The sequence below is a fragment of the Salmonella sp. SAL04162 genome (genome assembly GCF_046551535.1).
Lineage (GTDB): Bacteria > Pseudomonadota > Gammaproteobacteria > Enterobacterales > Enterobacteriaceae > Salmonella > Salmonella enterica.
In genome coordinates this window covers 191,667-206,142 of the sequence record NZ_JBGDVX010000002.1, presented here as the reverse complement: position 1 = coordinate 206,142, position 14,476 = coordinate 191,667, and the positions used below count along the sequence as shown (strand labels likewise).

The following is a 14,476-nucleotide window of genomic DNA, read 5'->3' as shown; positions in this document are numbered from 1 at the left end:
ATTGAAAAGGAGCCAAGCAATGGCAATGGAAACAGAAGTTGGCAACATCACTGCTTTCGATAACGCGAATGGACAGGGTGTACTGGTTACAGTTGAATTTAAGGATTATGCCCTTCGCCACGAGGGGATTCGTGTCTTTGTTAATCTCCCGCTAGATAAAGACGTTTCCCTGGCAGATATTGAAACTCAATCCATTGAAAACGCAAAGCAGCAACTGAAAGACTTGGTAGCTGGCTTCTGACAAGGTATCAAGATTCGTACAACCCGCCTCGGCGGGTTTTTTATAGGGAGTAATCGTGCCAGAAACATTCACATGGACACCACAGCGAGCGTACCAGGTTGAACGTACCCCAAACGTAGCCGTTGTTAAGCTCGGTGACGGTTACGAGCAGCGCCAGGTGAAGGGTATTAATCCTCTTATGGATAAATACTCGCTCACCTTTCGCGGCGTCAGCGGAGCGTGCCGTAGCAACCCCGCGAAGGATGCTGAGGCATTTCTCAGGGCTCGAATGGCGGTAGAAGTGTTCTACTGGACGCCATCTGATACCGGAGTTCAGGCGCTATTTGTCTGTCGTTCCTGGAATATGACAAAGACCGGGCCGTTATACGAACTCACGGCCACGTTTGAACAAGTACCACGATAAGGAGAGATGTTATGAATTTAGACCTGAGAAGCGAGGAGCACAAAATGAACAAATACATCCTAAAAGTTAAGTCACTTTATTTAGTTAACGAAACTGTATCGGTGGGATTAGGTATATATTCTTCACAAATGCCATCGCTACTGTTATTCAGTATGGAGATTGAAATGGAACGAAAAGGCGATGCGAGCCTTTCTGCTTATGAGATGGAGGCGATTGAAAAGGCCGCCTCACTAATCTGTGATATTGCTGACAAATTGGAGGCGGCGGCTTAAGTGTTTATTTCAAGAACGGTTCTGGCTGATTATTACCAAACATAGCTCTCACCGGTGGTTGCATAAGTTCATTGATTGCATGCTTTGGCGCTGATGTGCCTCCCATAGTAATTTTACTCAGTTCGTCATTAAGCTTTGCTTTTAGTGAATCGCTAAATTTCTCATCACCGCCTCGCTCGTCTAGTGCTGAAACAATGCTGTAAAGTAAGAAATTTGAGGCCACTTTGATTTTCTGATTTTCTTTCTTTAGGTCGTTAACCTGATGGATCAGATCGTTAATTGTTCTTTCCATTTTGTCTCCTAAATGAGGTAATCAGCCATCCCTCCTTCATTAAGTGCGCCAGCGTCCCACCACTGACGGGCTGAACGCATACATTAACCAGGGTTATTGATTAGCAACACCCTGATATTCAGACAGTAGCCACCTCCGGGGGGTTTTTTTTATGGGAGATTGCTGTGCGCGACATACCAGCCAGTATGATTATAGATAGCGTCGATGCCGGAGTCGGCGCTTTCATTGACCTTTTCGAAGCAGACCTGCAACCATATGGCGGTGACCTTATCCGCTTCCATTCCGGTACAAATGGCTATTACGGTAATGTTATCTGGAAGGGCAACCAGTACCAGGCTTACCCGATAGCAGTGGAAGGATTCGAGTCAAAGAACGAAGGAACCTATGCCAGGCCAACAATGGTTGTGGCGAACGTGACCGGCCTGATTACCGGGATTAACCACGATTTTGATGACATGCTTGGCGTGGTAATCACCAGGCGTCAGGTGCCGGTAAAATATCTTGATGCGGTTAACTTTCCGAACGGTAATCCTGATGCAGACCCGACACAGGAGGCCGTTTCCCGCTACGTTGTCGAGGAGATGACGGAAGAGACGTTTGAACAGGTGACCTACACGCTGGCGACACCGATTGACTGCGATAACGCCATTATCCCGGCTCGCACTATTCTGGCTGACGTGTGCCAGTGGCAGTATCGCGGCGTTGGGTGTGGATATGACGGGCCGCCAGTTGCAGATGAGCGCGATAATCCAACCGCAGACTCGGCGAAAGATAAGTGCTCTCACCGCCGTAGCGGCTGCCGTTTCCGTTATCCGCGACCGGAACCAATGCCAATCAGCAGTTTCCCCGGCTCTCAAAAGGTCTCCTGATGCAAGAATTACTCGATTATGCGGCGTCGTCGCAGGATGAAGTGTGCGGCTTAATCATTGATGACGAACGGCTGTTCCGCTGTCGGAACATACATCCCGATCCAGGTATGCATTTCCGTATCAGTGATGATGAATGGCTGGCAGCCGAGGACGAGGGAGAGGTGACTGCTGTATTTCACTCGCATCCGGGAAGAGTGCCTTTTCTGTCAGGAGCAGACCGCAACGCACAGGTATCCAGTGGACTTCCGTGGTGGCTGGCTTGCGATGGTGTGATTATGAAATTCAGGCCTGTTCCATTGCTGTTGGGGCGCAAGTTCAAGCATGGTGTCATGGACTGTTACACCCTGTTCAGGGATGCGTATCATCTTTGCGGAATTGACCTTCCTGACTTCGAACGCACTAATGGGTGGTGGTTACGTGGTGAAAATCTTTATCTGAACAACATGCCTCTCAACGGCTTCCGCCAGGTATCGACGGGTGAAGCGCAACCAGGTGACGTCATCATCAGGCAGCCATTCCCCGGCGCTGACCCTTGCCACGCAATGATTCTCCTCGACGAAAACATGGTGCTTCACCATGACCACGTCGGACACCTGAGCCGGAGAGAGCCAATGCGTCCGGCATATGTTAAGCAGATGCATTCCATATGGAGACATGAACAGTGCTCATCTTTAAATTTGCTGGCAGTTTACGCCGATTTTACCGCCAAATCCCTCTGAACGTAGATACGCCCGCTCAGGGACTGCGACTGCTTCTTGCCCAGAATCACGAATTCAAAAAAGCATTCCTCAATACAAGACTTCGGATCCGAATAGCGGGCGAGGATGTTGAGGCATCGGCTATGCAATGGCATCTGGATCGCCACCTGAAAGATGGTTCTGTAGTCCTGTTTGTGCCGGTAGTCGAAGGCGCTCTCACTGCCGCTGCTGCGGCATGGATTGCGGTTGCCGTCAGCGTGGCTTCAATTGCGTACTCGGTCTACATGTCCCGCAACATGAAAACTAAAACGTCGGCAGAAGCGGCGGAAACAAACACGCTGACGAACAACTCATTTACCAGTGCAGAAAACAGGGTGGGGCAGGGGCGACCCGTCCCGATACTCCTCGGGGAAATGGAGGTCGGCTCTAACGTCATTTCTCTCGGCATCGACACTTCCAATAACGCGGACTGGACAGAATCAATTCGCTAAGGTGGCAATATGTCTTCAGGTGGCGGCAAAGCATCAACTCCAACCCTTCTTGACGATAACCTCAAATCAAAACAATTTTACCGGGTGCTCGACCTTATCAGTGAGGGACCAATTGCAGGTCCGGTAGACCAGGAGCACCTGTCATCATTCAAACTGAACAAGACGCCAGTTACCGATGCAAACGGAAACGTCAGCATCAACGGCGTCAGCGTGGCATGGAGACCCGGCTCGGAAACTCAGGAGCCGATTAACGGATTCTCGGCAATCGAAGCAACAACCATCGTTAATACGGAAGTCACATACGATACACCTTTGGTACGCACTATAACCGATCAGGACGTTACCCGGGTGCGGTTCAACGTTGGTGTGACCGGTCTGGTTGAGCAGGACACTAAAGGCAATCAGAATAACACTTCCGTCACTATGGTGCTGGAGAGTAGAACTGGTGCTTCAGGCTGGGTTATTGAAAAGACCGTGACTATCACCGGAAAGATATCAGGCGAGTATCTTGAGGCCCATCTGATTGATGCTCCGGATATCAAGCCGTTTGATATTCGCGTTCGCCGCATTACACCCGACAGCAGCAGCGATTTGCTGTCCAACGGCACTATCTGGAATAGCTACAGTGAAATCACCGACGACAACCTTAGCTATCCGTTCTCCGCCATTGCGGGTGCAGTTATTGATCGTGACCAGTACACCGACACCCCTAGTCGCACATACCATTTTCGCGGCCTGATTGTGGACGTTCCTGACAACTACGATCCGATTGCCAGAACTTACTCAGGGCTATGGACTGGCGGATTCAAAAAAGCGTGGACTAACAACCCGGCGTGGCTGTTCCGTGAACTGGCGAGGAATACCCGTTTTGGCCTGGCGAAACGTGCCGGTTATATCGATATAGATGACGGTGCGCTGTACGTCCTCTCACAGTATTGCGATCAGCTTGTTAACGATGGCTACGGCGGGCAGGAACCAAGGATGACGCTGAATGCCTATATTACCGAGCAGGTGAGTGCGCGTGACATTCTCGACAAGATAGCGAGCATGTTTCGCGGTATAGCACTGTGGGACGGGATGCGACTGTCTGTCATGCTGGATGCGCCACAGGACCCGATTGCGACAATCACGAATGCTAACGTGGTTGATGGCGAGTTCAAGCGTAGCTCCGTGAAGCGTTCAGAGAAATACAATGCCGTTGTTGTGTCATGGACTGATCCGGATAACGGTTGGGAGCAGGTAAAAGAATACGTTTCCGACGATGAGATGATCGCTCGCGGAAACTACAACGAAACAACAATTGAAGCATTCGGTTGCACGTCTCGCGGTCAGGCATGGCGCGCTGGGAAATGGCTTCTTGAAACGGCGAAACGGGAAAGCAGCAGACTGTCTTTCCAGATGGCTCGCGATGCTATCCACTTCACGCCGGGTGATATCGTTGAAATCATGGATAACAACTATGCTGGTGCGCGTCTTGGTGGCCGCATTATGTCGCATGCAGGTAACAGAATTACCGTTGATGCGGTTGATTCATCCCTGATATCAGACGGCGACACCATGTCAATCATGGGTAGCAACGGGAAGTTCGTTAAATACGAGATTGGCAGCATTTCCGGCAACGTGGTGACGCTGAAAACGACGCCAGCATGGGTTCGTGACGGTACTGTATTTGCCATCTCTACCAGTAACGTTTCTACCAGACTATTCCGCATCCTTAGCATTGCAGAGACCGATAACAACTCGGTCTACAGCATCACTGCATCACAACATGACCCGAACAAACAGGCCATTGTTGATGAAGGTGCCGTGTTTGAGACTCCCAACGATACACTGAACGGGTATCGAGTGCCGAACGTAGAGAACCTGCGCATCATCAACACCAACTCTGAGACTGTTCAGGTTACTGCTACATGGGAGACAGCGACCACCACCAAAAAACTGATGTTCGAACTGTACGTGTACAACGATGAAGGCAAGGTGGTTGCTCAGTATGAAACCGACCACTTCCGCTACGAGTTCTTTGGTCTGAACGCCGGTGGATACACGCTTGGCGTTCGCGGTCGCAATGAAAACGGAATGAAAGGCGCTGAGACGCAAATTAGCATGGTCATCGGTGCGCCACCTGCACCATCCAGTGTTATCTGGACGCCTGGCTTGTTCTCTGCTGACCTGGTCCCCGTCATGCGCATTACGGCAACGACAGACACATCGTTTGAGTTCTGGTACTCCGGGCAGAACCAGATTGTCAATCCTGACGATATTGAAGACCAGGCTCAGTTCCTCGGGCGCTCTAACCAGTGGACGCTTCATGGTCTACAGGCTGATAAGACGTATTACGTTTATGTCCGCACCAAAAATGCTTTCGGGGTATCGGAGTTCGTTGAGGCATCAGGTCAGGCGTCATCTGATATTCCTGGGATGATTGAAATTGTCGATGAAGCAGTGCGGGATTCTGAGGCGTTTAAAAATGTTCAGCAGGGTGTTAACACCAACCTTGAAGGCATTATGCAGAACGCGCTGGCGAACCACGGTACTGTTGAGCACCAGTATCAGCAGTACGGTGAGGTACGTGCCGATATCCTGGTCGTGAAAACCACGGTAGCGACTGCTGAGCAGGGACTTGCTGACCTGTCCACATATGTTCAGGCGCAGATTGGCCCTGAAGGTAGCCTGACCGCTGCAGTTAACCAGAAGCTTACTGCTGAAGTGAATATCGACGGTGCAGCAAAAGCTTCTTATATCACTAATCTCGGTATCGTTCGCAATGGCGTGAAATACAATACCGGTTTCGGCATGTCCATTGAGCCTGACGGTAGCTCATACAAATCAACAGTGGTTTTTGCCGCTGATCAGTTTGGCATTTATTCCGGAAGTGATCCTGGAAACTATACCGCTGCGTTCTTTGTCTATAACGGACAGGTATTTATCCGTGATGCGTTAATTCAGGATGGCAGCATTAGCAATGCCAAAATTGGTAATTACATCCAGTCGAATAACTTCGTTGCGGGTTCAACTGGCTGGCGCATTGATAAAAATGGAAATGCTGAATTGCATGGCAAATTTTACGCTGACAGTGGCCAGTTTGCCTTTAACGGTGAAAACAACACGGTTGTTATAAATGGCAATGGCGTCACGGTAAATCTACCGGGTGGAGGGCGCGTTGTCGTTGGGCGATGGTAGGACAAAATATGCCGGAAGGAATACTGATAGATTATAACGATGGCCGTCCTGCGATGGCGATTACAGCGGGGCTCCGTGCCCCGTCATTCTGCACAAGTTTTGCTGGTTACGGTACGGGGGCAAACCAGTTTCAGGTTAATACTCCATTAACGTCAGGCTCCACAGTTTTTGTTTTACCGACACGGCCGGTTGACGTTCAGGAGTTCGCAGACAATCAGACATGGATAGTTTTACCGATATATATGACATCCGTTACAAGAAACGGAGACAACGGTGTGACTGTTAACGGTACAAACAGGGGAAACTACCAGCGAATACCAAACTGGGCAGGAACTGTATTTGAAATTCTCCCTGCTGCTACTTACAACGAAGGACTTCTCGTTTCCAACTCTACTGATTTCACTGTAATTTCGAATCAGGCAAGGTTAATGACATGTGCTTACGTTGGCACGGTGACAGTCAACGGCTCGATGGCGCTTCCCGTATCAGGAATACCATTCGGGAAGTGGGATAACAATAATGTGTCTGTAGGATTTGACGGAGCAAATATTATTGTAAGAGACATCAATTACTCAGGACGGGATGATGTTTCCGCATCTGTAACAATGGAACTGGTAATTTTCAATAATACCGCGCCTGTGGCCGGTGATGGCATTACCATGACAAATTCAGCAGGACAGGTAACATTTTCAACAGTGAAGCGACCATTTGTATATGACCAGCAGATAACGGTAACAGACAATAATCAATACATAGGTGATAAATATTGTCAGATTGTATTCACTGGCGCGCAGTCAAGACGAGTGGGTGGATATTTTAATATAAGGAAAAAGGGTGTGGTAATGTCAGGTGGAAACATCCGGTCAGCGTATAACCAGGTTGTTGGTAATTACAATGACAACAGATTTGATATGACATTTAATCAAAATATCAATATGCCAATTCTTGTCCTTCCGGATATGTATTGAGGAAATATTCATGTCAGCAGGAACCTTAACACTTACCAATGACACCGATGCTGTTACTGGCAGCGGCACAGCGTTTACAACAGAACTTGCTGCTGGTGATTTTATTGTCGTAACTGTCGGTGGCATCCCTTATACACTCCCGGTTAAAACAGTAAATAACAATACATCACTGACGCTGGTCAGCGTATACACCGGCCCGACACAATCCGGCGCTGCGTGGTCTGCCGTGCCTCGTGTTGCTTTGAACATGGTCACGGCTGCCTTGGTGGCTCAAAGCGCTGAGGCATTGCGAGGACTGAATTACGATAAGCAGAACTGGCAGCAATTTTTCACTGCGGACGGTGATGTAACCATTACGCTTCCTGATACCAGCCAGACAACGGGGCCGTCAGCGAAAAAGTTAATCAACAGCGTCAGTGACAAGGCTAAAAAAGGGAACAACTCAGATATTACCAGCCTTACAGGACTGACAACGCCGTTAAGTGTTGCCCAAGGTGGGACGGGAGGAGCAACCCCTGCGGATGCGGCAAATAATATTGGCCTTGGTCAAAAAAGCAGCCCTTTTTTTTCGCAGTTAAACATTTCTACAACAGGGTACGCAATTATTGGAGTGCAGAATACCTCTCGAGGCGCAACAGATGTTGGTGCTCGTGTCTCTATTGAAGCTTCAGTTGCTGCCAATTCGAGAGGATCAATAATACAAAAAAATAACCAGAATACCCCCGAAAACCAGATAGAGTCACTTCTGCCGTCATCGCCGGGAGTTCTTGCCGTACAGGGGACGTCCGGAAGGGAATACAAAAAGGATATAGAGGATGCAGACACCTGCGAAGCAATGCGGCGCATTATGGGGCTGCGTATGGTTAATTTCGTGTATAAGGACGATGAACTGGCGCGTGTCCGTTTCGGGATTATTGCAGAAGAAGCTGAAGATGTGGCACCACAATATGTCAAGCACAACCAATTTCCGGTACCTGGCAGTCAGGTTTACAATGAAGAAGGCCAGCTTGTCAACCAGCAGTATGCAGACCGTCCGTCTATAGACAACAACCCAATTGTAATGGATTTGCTAGGATGCATTCAGAACCTGCAAGCGCAAATTACAGAATTGAAACTTACTATAGCTGCTTTACAAAAATAAAAATCAACTGAATTGGCAGGTTAATTGCTTCCGGGATTGTACTTAAGCGATATGACGGTTCAGGGCGTTTAATCTGAAATCAGCCACATTTCAGCCTCTTCAAACTTTTCCTGAACAGTACGGCTTATCTGTTCCTTTTCATGTTTGCTGGCGTCAGTGTTGATTACCGGCATTGCCATCATCGGTTTAACCCGAATATCATCATCGGGGAAGATCCGGTGAACCATCTTGGTCAGTTCTCCCAAGATGATATTTTTTGCACCGGGCAAACCATCAAAAATCCTGGCGGGCCGGAGAAACCAGCCAGCCAGTAGCGATAATTTATGACGCGGGACTGTCAACGCTGTACAGAAAGTTCCCCGCTTCATAATTTGCTTTGGTGGCATTACGTCACCTTATCATCTAACCAATCATCCCACCACTGCATCATCTCCCTGCGTGTATCAAGATACACTGCTCGTTGTACACAAAACGTGCCCCTCCGCTTACATGCGCCATCTGCATCTCTATTGCGTCTGTTCTGTAACTTTTAGTTGTTCTGAGTTATGAGGGGAGGATAGGTTTTACCGGGGAGCGGCTGAAGTCCATTTTGTGGGGGGAGAAGGTGGGACAGATTCGGGACAGTCATCCTTTTCTAACGATTGGCAGTGATTGCTAACTTTTCGCATCATGGGACGTGTGAGCGCAGGGATGACGCGGTATGTTGTTGACTTAAAAGATGGTTCTAGGAACTTCTAAGCCGTGGGTCGCAGGTTCGAATCCTGCAGGGCGCGCCATTGATAAATCAAACAGTTACCTTACGTTTTTAATTATCAATAATCTCGCAACAGGTGTCGTTACGGGTGCTGTTTAATTTCCCTCAAATAAAACTCTTAAATCCAGCGCTGAAATGTTTGTAATCAAATAAAAATTTATGCTTCTCTAAAAAGGGGGCGGGTCATTTTGATTCCGTCTTGCTGCTTAGTCTGTCAACCGCTGTATTTTTCGGGATTATCGCCTACGTAGAGCGTCTATTAGCGTTGAAACCGCCACGGGGCAGGTTGCAGAGTCGACGTAAGGGAAGCGTTATTGAACATTACCAGCGTTCCCTTTGCGATGATCGGCGGCATGATTACCGCGCCGTTGCTGTCGCTGTTCATCATTCCGGCAGCCTACAAGCTGATGTGGCTGCGCAGGCATCGTCGCCTTGCGGCATAACGTGTGCACCCCGCCTGCGGCGTCAAACTGCAGGCGGGTTCAGTATACGCTTATCGTCCGAGCGCGCTGACCCGTTTGCGGTACTCGCCTGGTGTACAACCGAATTCACGGACAAAAGCTTTGTGAAAAGAAGATTCGCTCGCATAACCTACCGACTCGGCAATCACCATCACCGGCAGCGCTTCACGCGACAGGGTCTGGGCAGCGATTTGCAGGCGCAGCGTTGTTAACACGGCTAAGGGCGTCGTCGCGGACACGTCGCGAAATAGCTGGGCGAAGCTCGCCCGCGACATGTGTACCCGTTGCGCCAGCGTTTCGACCGTCCAGGGATGCGCCGGTGTTTCCAGCATGTGAAGGATCACGCGGCCCAGCCGGGGATGCAGCAATAAATTGAGCACGCTTTTCGCTGTGCCAGCCTGCGATAGCCAGTCGCGAACGGCGAGGGTAAACAGCGTGGCGCACTGCTGACTGTATAAGACATCAGCGCCAGGTAAATGGCGTTCTGACTCCTGCTGTAACAGCAAAATGGCGGCGTTAATCCAGATACTGGCGGGGCTATGCGGCGGTGGGGCAAGACATAACACTTCCGGCAACGCGGTAAGGAAATAACGTGACGTCGTGTGCAGACGTAGACTACCGCACACGATATGTGTCGGTGCTTCGCCAGACTGGCGCAAACGGTGGGCGGAGTTTTGCGGCAGAATCACCACCTTTCCCGGCGTAAGCGTCATGGCGTCGCCGGTAGGCATTTCCAGTTGCGCTTCGCCCTGCGTAACGGTATGCCAGCGAATCACCGATAGCTCGCCAGCGGCGTGCGGCAACTGCCAGTCGCCGCCTAACGGGCAATTCTTGTCGATTGAGCCCTGAGGGGCGTTAAGCGTCAATAGCCGACTAAGCGCATCCATATAGACTCCAGAACAGGTTTATTTTCAAAAATAGAGATCAACATTTCTGTATCTGTTCACTATATTTCTGACTCAATGTCATTTCTACCCTTATTTTTGCTAACCGCCAATTTAGACGATAAGACAAAAAATGACGCGTTGCGGATAACCCTGTCTTTTTTGACGTTATTTATACTTGTCCTGACAAACAGATGGTGATTTGGCGGAGAAAGAAGATGACACAGTATCAGGCGCTCATTATTGGTTTTGGCAAGGCAGGAAAAACGTTGGCGGCAACTCTGGCGAAGACGGGATGGCGCGTGGCGATTATCGAACAGTCCGCCAGTATGTTCGGCGGAACCTGCATCAACATTGGCTGTATTCCAACGAAAACGCTGGTGCATGATGCGGAACGTGAGGGCGATTTTTCTGTCGCCATGCAACGCAAAGCGGCGGTCGTAAATTTTTTACGCGACAAAAATTTTCATAATCTTGCCGACCTGGACAATGTCGATGTGATTGAGGGAAGGGCGGAGTTTATTGATAACCATACCTTACGGGTATTTCAGGCGGACGGCGAGCGGGTGTTACGGGGAGAAAAGATCTTCATTAATACTGGCGCAGAGTCGGTGATCCCGGCTATTACGGGCTTAACAACGACGGCAGGGGTGTTCGATAGCACCGGGCTACTCAGCCTGAGCCAGCGTCCGGCGCGGCTGGGGATTTTAGGCGGCGGTTATATTGGCCTTGAATTTGCCTCAATGTTCGCCAACTTCGGTACGAAGGTCACTATCTTTGAAGCAGCGCCGCAATTCCTGCCTCGTGAAGATCGGGATATCGCGCAGGCAATTACCCGTATTTTACAGGAAAAGGGCGTCGAGCTGATTTTAAACGCCAACGTACAGGCCGTATCCTCAAAGGAGGGCGCGGTACAAGTAGAAACGCCGGAAGGCGCGCATCTTGTGGATGCCCTGCTGGTGGCGTCGGGGCGAAAACCGGCGACGGCTGGCTTACAGTTGCGGAACGCCGGCGTGGCGGTGAACGAACGCGGCGGGATCATCGTGGATGATTACCTGCGTACCACGGCGGACAATATCTGGGCGATGGGCGATGTTACCGGTGGGTTGCAGTTTACCTATATTTCACTGGATGATTTTCGTATTGTACGCGACGGGTTATTGGGAGATGGCAAACGCAGTACCCGCGATCGCCAGAATGTTCCGTATTCCGTCTTTATGACGCCGCCGCTCTCTCGTGTCGGGCTGACGGAAGAACAAGCGCGGGCAAGCGGCGCAACGGTGCAGGTGGTGACATTACCGGTGGCGGCGATCCCTCGCGCCCGTGTTATGAACGATACCCGTGGCGTACTAAAAGCGGTAGTGGACGTGAATACGCAGCGTATCGTAGGGGTGTCATTGTTATGCGTCGATTCTCATGAAATGATTAATATCGTTAAAACCGTTATGGATGCAGATTTACCTTATACGGTGTTACGCGACCAGATCTTTACCCATCCTACAATGAGTGAGTCTTTAAACGATCTCTTCTCTCTCATTAAGTAAAACATAAATAACGTAGCCCTGTTAATCAGGGCTTTTTTTTGCCTGTCAGGCTATAAAAATACGCCAGGACAAATATGCTGGCGTCTGAAAGAAAAGGCTTTAGTCAGGCGTAACGTATTATAACACCATTGAAATAACCCACGACTGGAAATCTCGATGTTAAAAGTTACCACACTTATTGCTTCATTATTGGCTGCGCCGCTGGCGTTTTCCGCCTCCGCCCAGCCGCTAACTGACGTTGAATATATCAGCGTTTCTGCGGTGTCAGCAACGCCGTCAATGCTTGAAGACGCTATTGCCAGACTGGCGCAAAGTAAACAGGCGTCGTCATGGAAAATTACGTCCATGCGTATTGATAATACGGGTTACGCCACTGCGATATTATATAAATAAGGAGAGCCTGAGATGGATAAATATCTTCGTCTGTTAAGTCAGGGGGATCGGCTGGGATTAACATTAATTCGCCTGAGTATCGCCATCGTTTTTATCTGGATTGGACTACTAAAATTTGTGCCCTATGAGGCAGACAGTATTACCCCGTTTGTAGCGAACAGTCCGTTTATGTCTTTTTTCTATGAACATCCTGAAGAATATCGTCAGCATCTGACTCATGAGGGCGAACTAAAACCGGAGGAACGCGCCTGGCAAACGGCCAATAATACGTATGCGTTTTCGGATGGTCTGGGCGTGGTGGAATTGATTATCGCGGCGCTGGTACTGGCTAACCCTGTCAGCCGCTGGTTAGGGCTGGCGGGCGGCGTGCTGGCATTCCTGACGCCATTTGTCACGCTGTCGTTTTTAATCACCACGCCGGAGGCCTGGGTTATGCCGCTGGGCGATGCGCATTATGGTTTTCCGTATTTATCGGGCGCCGGACGGCTGGTATTAAAAGATACGTTAATGCTGGCAGGTGCGGTGATGATCATGGCGGACTCCGCCCGTTCGTTACTTTTACAGCGACAGTAGCGCCCCTCTTACCCTCTTTATGCCGCGATTCGTCGGGTGGCGCTTGCGCCATCCGACAATTTATTGATGAATGATGGACTACCCTGACAGAAGTTCCTGTTCCACCTGTTGAACCTGCGCCTCCAGCGTATTGCGAATTTCGGTTAGCGCCCGTTCCTGCTCGGAGAAATAGGCTTCCTTATCCGCAACGGAAGAGGCGAGCCGCCAGGCATTTTCCGTTTCCAGTTGCGTTATCTCTTTCAACAGCGCGTCGATTTGCGTGCGGAGCTGGCGTATTTTATGGCGCAGATGTTCCAGATTATTTAGCCTGTCGCTTGCCATCATCGGTTCCAGACCGCTTTGCAGCTGCGTCAATAACGCGCGAATTGCCGCCAGATCGGCATTCTGCCGCGCCTGATTAAGCTGTACCATCATCTGGTGCGCTTTTTCTTTCAATTCATCGGCGACCACATCCGGGTGACACAGGCGGCTGGCCTGACGCCACAAACGTTTTAATTCACTGCGTTCGTCTGCCGACAAACGTTGATCGCGGGCGTAGCGGAATTGCGCTTCCTGCTGCTGCTCCCGGTACTGGTGATAGTCCTGTTCCGCATTTTCCTGCGCCTGGCGGAATGCGCTGTCGTCCTGATGGGAAAAATCCGCTTCCAGCTCGCGAATTTCCGCCAGCAACGCGGTAATTAATTCCGTCTGCTGCTGGATTCGCTGACGGATGCCCACCGCTTCGCGCGAGGCGGCATTCAATCCTGTCCACTGCTGTTTTAGCGTTGCCAGTTGATCCACGGCCTGGGAAATAAATTGCAGGCAGGATTGATAATCCTTTTCCCGGCGTTTTATTTCGGCTTCTTGCTTACGCTGCATACTCACCGCGAGCTGTTTACGCAACTCCAGAATACGGCTCATCAACGGCCCGAGGCGCAGATGATAGAGGTCGTTGAAATCGTCGAGGATTTGTACCCGCGCATTTCGTTTGTCAATCAGATCGCGAAGCTGGGCTTCAAGCGCTTTCAGCTCCAGCTTACTGGCGGCAATAGAGGGATCTTGCCACGTCGAGAGCGCCCGTTGAGCCTGTAGCCAGGCGGCGATCTCTTGCATGGCGTCACTGAATCGACGAGCTTCAATCGCCTGGGCAATCGCGCTGATTACGGCATCCTGCGGCTCATTTTTCAGGTAGATGAGCTGCTGACGGATAATCTCTTCGTCCTCAAGTTCAATGGCGCTTTTGATGATCTCTAAACGTTTGATGATCTTATTCATGACGTTGATGCCTGGCGTGGCTCAAAAACGGATAACAGATACCAGGTCTGATTCACCT

Annotated in this window: 16 protein-coding genes and 3 pseudogenes; 13 read left to right on the top strand and 6 right to left on the bottom strand. The window is 50.1% G+C overall.

The window, feature by feature from the left end:
* The first annotated feature begins 19 nt into the window (after positions 1-19).
* From ACLJRH_RS05115 to ACLJRH_RS05105, 3 genes are read left to right on the top strand one after another with little or no spacing between them, the layout of a single operon-like run.
* Positions 20-241, top strand: coding sequence for a hypothetical protein (locus ACLJRH_RS05115; RefSeq protein WP_001240563.1), 222 nt, complete (start codon positions 20-22; stop codon positions 239-241).
* A 55-nt stretch (positions 242-296) separates the two neighbouring features.
* Positions 297-644, top strand: a complete 348-nt coding sequence (locus tag ACLJRH_RS05110) for a phage tail protein (protein ID WP_023223424.1) — start codon at positions 297-299, stop codon at positions 642-644.
* A gap of 11 nt (positions 645-655) precedes the next feature.
* On the top strand, positions 656-916 hold the full coding sequence (locus tag ACLJRH_RS05105; protein WP_023223425.1) for a DUF1327 domain-containing protein: 261 nt from the start codon (positions 656-658) through the stop codon (positions 914-916).
* Positions 917-920: 4 nt separating this feature from the next.
* Here the strand turns inward: ACLJRH_RS05105 and ACLJRH_RS05100 are convergent, their stop codons facing one another.
* Positions 921-1,208 (bottom strand): hypothetical protein, encoded by a 288-nt coding sequence (locus ACLJRH_RS05100; protein ID WP_023223426.1) that lies wholly within the window; start codon positions 1,206-1,208, stop codon positions 921-923.
* Between the two features lie 164 nt (positions 1,209-1,372).
* Between ACLJRH_RS05100 and ACLJRH_RS05095 the strand changes: the two genes are divergently transcribed.
* Genes ACLJRH_RS05095 through ACLJRH_RS05070 form a run of 6 tightly spaced genes read left to right on the top strand, consistent with a single transcriptional unit; the run spans position 1,373 to position 8,555 of the window.
* Positions 1,373-2,077 (top strand): phage minor tail protein L, encoded by a 705-nt coding sequence (locus tag ACLJRH_RS05095; RefSeq protein WP_023223427.1) that lies wholly within the window; start codon positions 1,373-1,375, stop codon positions 2,075-2,077.
* A complete protein-coding gene (locus ACLJRH_RS05090) occupies positions 2,077-2,796 on the top strand; it encodes a C40 family peptidase (protein ID WP_023223428.1) in 720 nt (239 codons plus the stop codon). The genes ACLJRH_RS05095 and ACLJRH_RS05090 overlap by 1 nt, the downstream gene beginning before the upstream one ends.
* Positions 2,739-3,266 carry a tail assembly protein gene (locus ACLJRH_RS05085; RefSeq protein ID WP_031606456.1) on the top strand — a complete coding sequence of 176 codons (528 nt, stop codon included), beginning with the start codon at positions 2,739-2,741 and terminating at the stop codon, positions 3,264-3,266. The genes ACLJRH_RS05090 and ACLJRH_RS05085 overlap by 58 nt, the downstream gene beginning before the upstream one ends.
* Before the next feature lie 9 nt (positions 3,267-3,275).
* On the top strand, positions 3,276-6,446 hold the full coding sequence (locus tag ACLJRH_RS05080) for a host specificity protein J (RefSeq protein WP_023223430.1): 3,171 nt from the start codon (positions 3,276-3,278) through the stop codon (positions 6,444-6,446).
* An 8-nt stretch (positions 6,447-6,454) separates the two neighbouring features.
* Positions 6,455-7,414: a DUF6453 family protein gene (locus ACLJRH_RS05075; RefSeq protein ID WP_023892136.1), complete on the top strand. Its 960-nt coding sequence runs from the start codon at positions 6,455-6,457 to the stop codon at positions 7,412-7,414.
* Between the two features lie 10 nt (positions 7,415-7,424).
* The gene (locus ACLJRH_RS05070; protein ID WP_023223432.1) at positions 7,425-8,555 is read left to right on the top strand and encodes a tail fiber domain-containing protein; all 1,131 of its coding nucleotides are present in this window, start codon (positions 7,425-7,427) and stop codon (positions 8,553-8,555) included.
* Positions 8,556-8,623: 68 nt separating this feature from the next.
* Here the strand turns inward: ACLJRH_RS05070 and ACLJRH_RS05065 are convergent, their stop codons facing one another.
* The 3 genes and pseudogenes from ACLJRH_RS05065 to ACLJRH_RS05055 all read right to left on the bottom strand — a co-directional run.
* Positions 8,624-8,866, bottom strand: coding sequence for a DinI-like family protein (locus ACLJRH_RS05065; protein ID WP_031307734.1), 243 nt, complete (start codon positions 8,864-8,866; stop codon positions 8,624-8,626).
* Positions 8,867-8,940: 74 nt separating this feature from the next.
* A pseudogene (locus ACLJRH_RS05060) lies at positions 8,941-9,071 on the bottom strand (integrase); the annotation flags it as partial.
* A 125-nt stretch (positions 9,072-9,196) separates the two neighbouring features.
* Positions 9,197-9,289: pseudogene (locus tag ACLJRH_RS05055) on the bottom strand (SOS response-associated peptidase); the annotation flags it as partial.
* Between the two features lie 361 nt (positions 9,290-9,650).
* On the opposite strand from ACLJRH_RS05055, the pseudogene ACLJRH_RS05050 reads away from it, so the two are divergent.
* Positions 9,651-9,752, top strand: a pseudogene (locus ACLJRH_RS05050) (cation transporter); the annotation flags it as partial.
* Between the two features lie 50 nt (positions 9,753-9,802).
* Here ACLJRH_RS05050 and rclR read toward each other — a convergent pair.
* Positions 9,803-10,657, bottom strand: coding sequence for a reactive chlorine-specific transcriptional regulator RclR (rclR, locus tag ACLJRH_RS05045; protein WP_000339619.1), 855 nt, complete (start codon positions 10,655-10,657; stop codon positions 9,803-9,805).
* A gap of 215 nt (positions 10,658-10,872) precedes the next feature.
* Between rclR and rclA the strand changes: the two genes are divergently transcribed.
* From rclA to rclC, 3 genes are all read left to right on the top strand, one after another.
* Positions 10,873-12,198, top strand: a complete 1,326-nt coding sequence (gene rclA / locus ACLJRH_RS05040) for a reactive chlorine resistance oxidoreductase RclA (RefSeq protein WP_000195932.1) — start codon at positions 10,873-10,875, stop codon at positions 12,196-12,198.
* Between the two features lie 156 nt (positions 12,199-12,354).
* Positions 12,355-12,591, top strand: coding sequence for a reactive chlorine resistance periplasmic protein RclB (gene rclB, locus ACLJRH_RS05035; protein ID WP_000922170.1), 237 nt, complete (start codon positions 12,355-12,357; stop codon positions 12,589-12,591).
* A gap of 12 nt (positions 12,592-12,603) precedes the next feature.
* On the top strand, positions 12,604-13,164 hold the full coding sequence (rclC, locus tag ACLJRH_RS05030) for a reactive chlorine resistance membrane protein RclC (RefSeq protein WP_000362177.1): 561 nt from the start codon (positions 12,604-12,606) through the stop codon (positions 13,162-13,164).
* Positions 13,165-13,242: 78 nt separating this feature from the next.
* Here the strand turns inward: rclC and ACLJRH_RS05025 are convergent, their stop codons facing one another.
* Entirely contained in the window at positions 13,243-14,418 is a 1,176-nt protein-coding gene (locus ACLJRH_RS05025; RefSeq protein WP_001033457.1) for a DnaJ family molecular chaperone, read from the bottom strand.
* Positions 14,419-14,476 lie beyond the last annotated feature (58 nt).

Bases quoted from the DNA above. Each gene is read 5' to 3' on its own strand.
- ACLJRH_RS05090 (WP_023223428.1), top strand. From the start codon at position 2,077: ATGCAAGAATTACTCGATTATGCGGCGTCGTCGCAGGATGAAGTGTGC.
- ACLJRH_RS05080 (WP_023223430.1), top strand. From the start codon at position 3,276: ATGTCTTCAGGTGGCGGCAAAGCATCAACTCCAACCCTTCTTGACGAT.
- ACLJRH_RS05025 (WP_001033457.1), bottom strand. From the start codon at position 14,418: ATGAATAAGATCATCAAACGTTTAGAGATCATCAAAAGCGCCATTGAA.
- ACLJRH_RS05100 (WP_023223426.1), bottom strand. From the start codon at position 1,208: ATGGAAAGAACAATTAACGATCTGATCCATCAGGTTAACGACCTAAAG.
- rclR (WP_000339619.1), bottom strand. From the start codon at position 10,657: ATGGATGCGCTTAGTCGGCTATTGACGCTTAACGCCCCTCAGGGCTCA.
- rclC (WP_000362177.1), top strand. From the start codon at position 12,604: ATGGATAAATATCTTCGTCTGTTAAGTCAGGGGGATCGGCTGGGATTA.
- rclB (WP_000922170.1), top strand. From the start codon at position 12,355: ATGTTAAAAGTTACCACACTTATTGCTTCATTATTGGCTGCGCCGCTG.
- ACLJRH_RS05075 (WP_023892136.1), top strand. From the start codon at position 6,455: ATGCCGGAAGGAATACTGATAGATTATAACGATGGCCGTCCTGCGATG.
- ACLJRH_RS05115 (WP_001240563.1), top strand. From the start codon at position 20: ATGGCAATGGAAACAGAAGTTGGCAACATCACTGCTTTCGATAACGCG.
- ACLJRH_RS05070 (WP_023223432.1), top strand. From the start codon at position 7,425: ATGTCAGCAGGAACCTTAACACTTACCAATGACACCGATGCTGTTACT.
- ACLJRH_RS05105 (WP_023223425.1), top strand. From the start codon at position 656: ATGAATTTAGACCTGAGAAGCGAGGAGCACAAAATGAACAAATACATC.
- rclA (WP_000195932.1), top strand. From the start codon at position 10,873: ATGACACAGTATCAGGCGCTCATTATTGGTTTTGGCAAGGCAGGAAAA.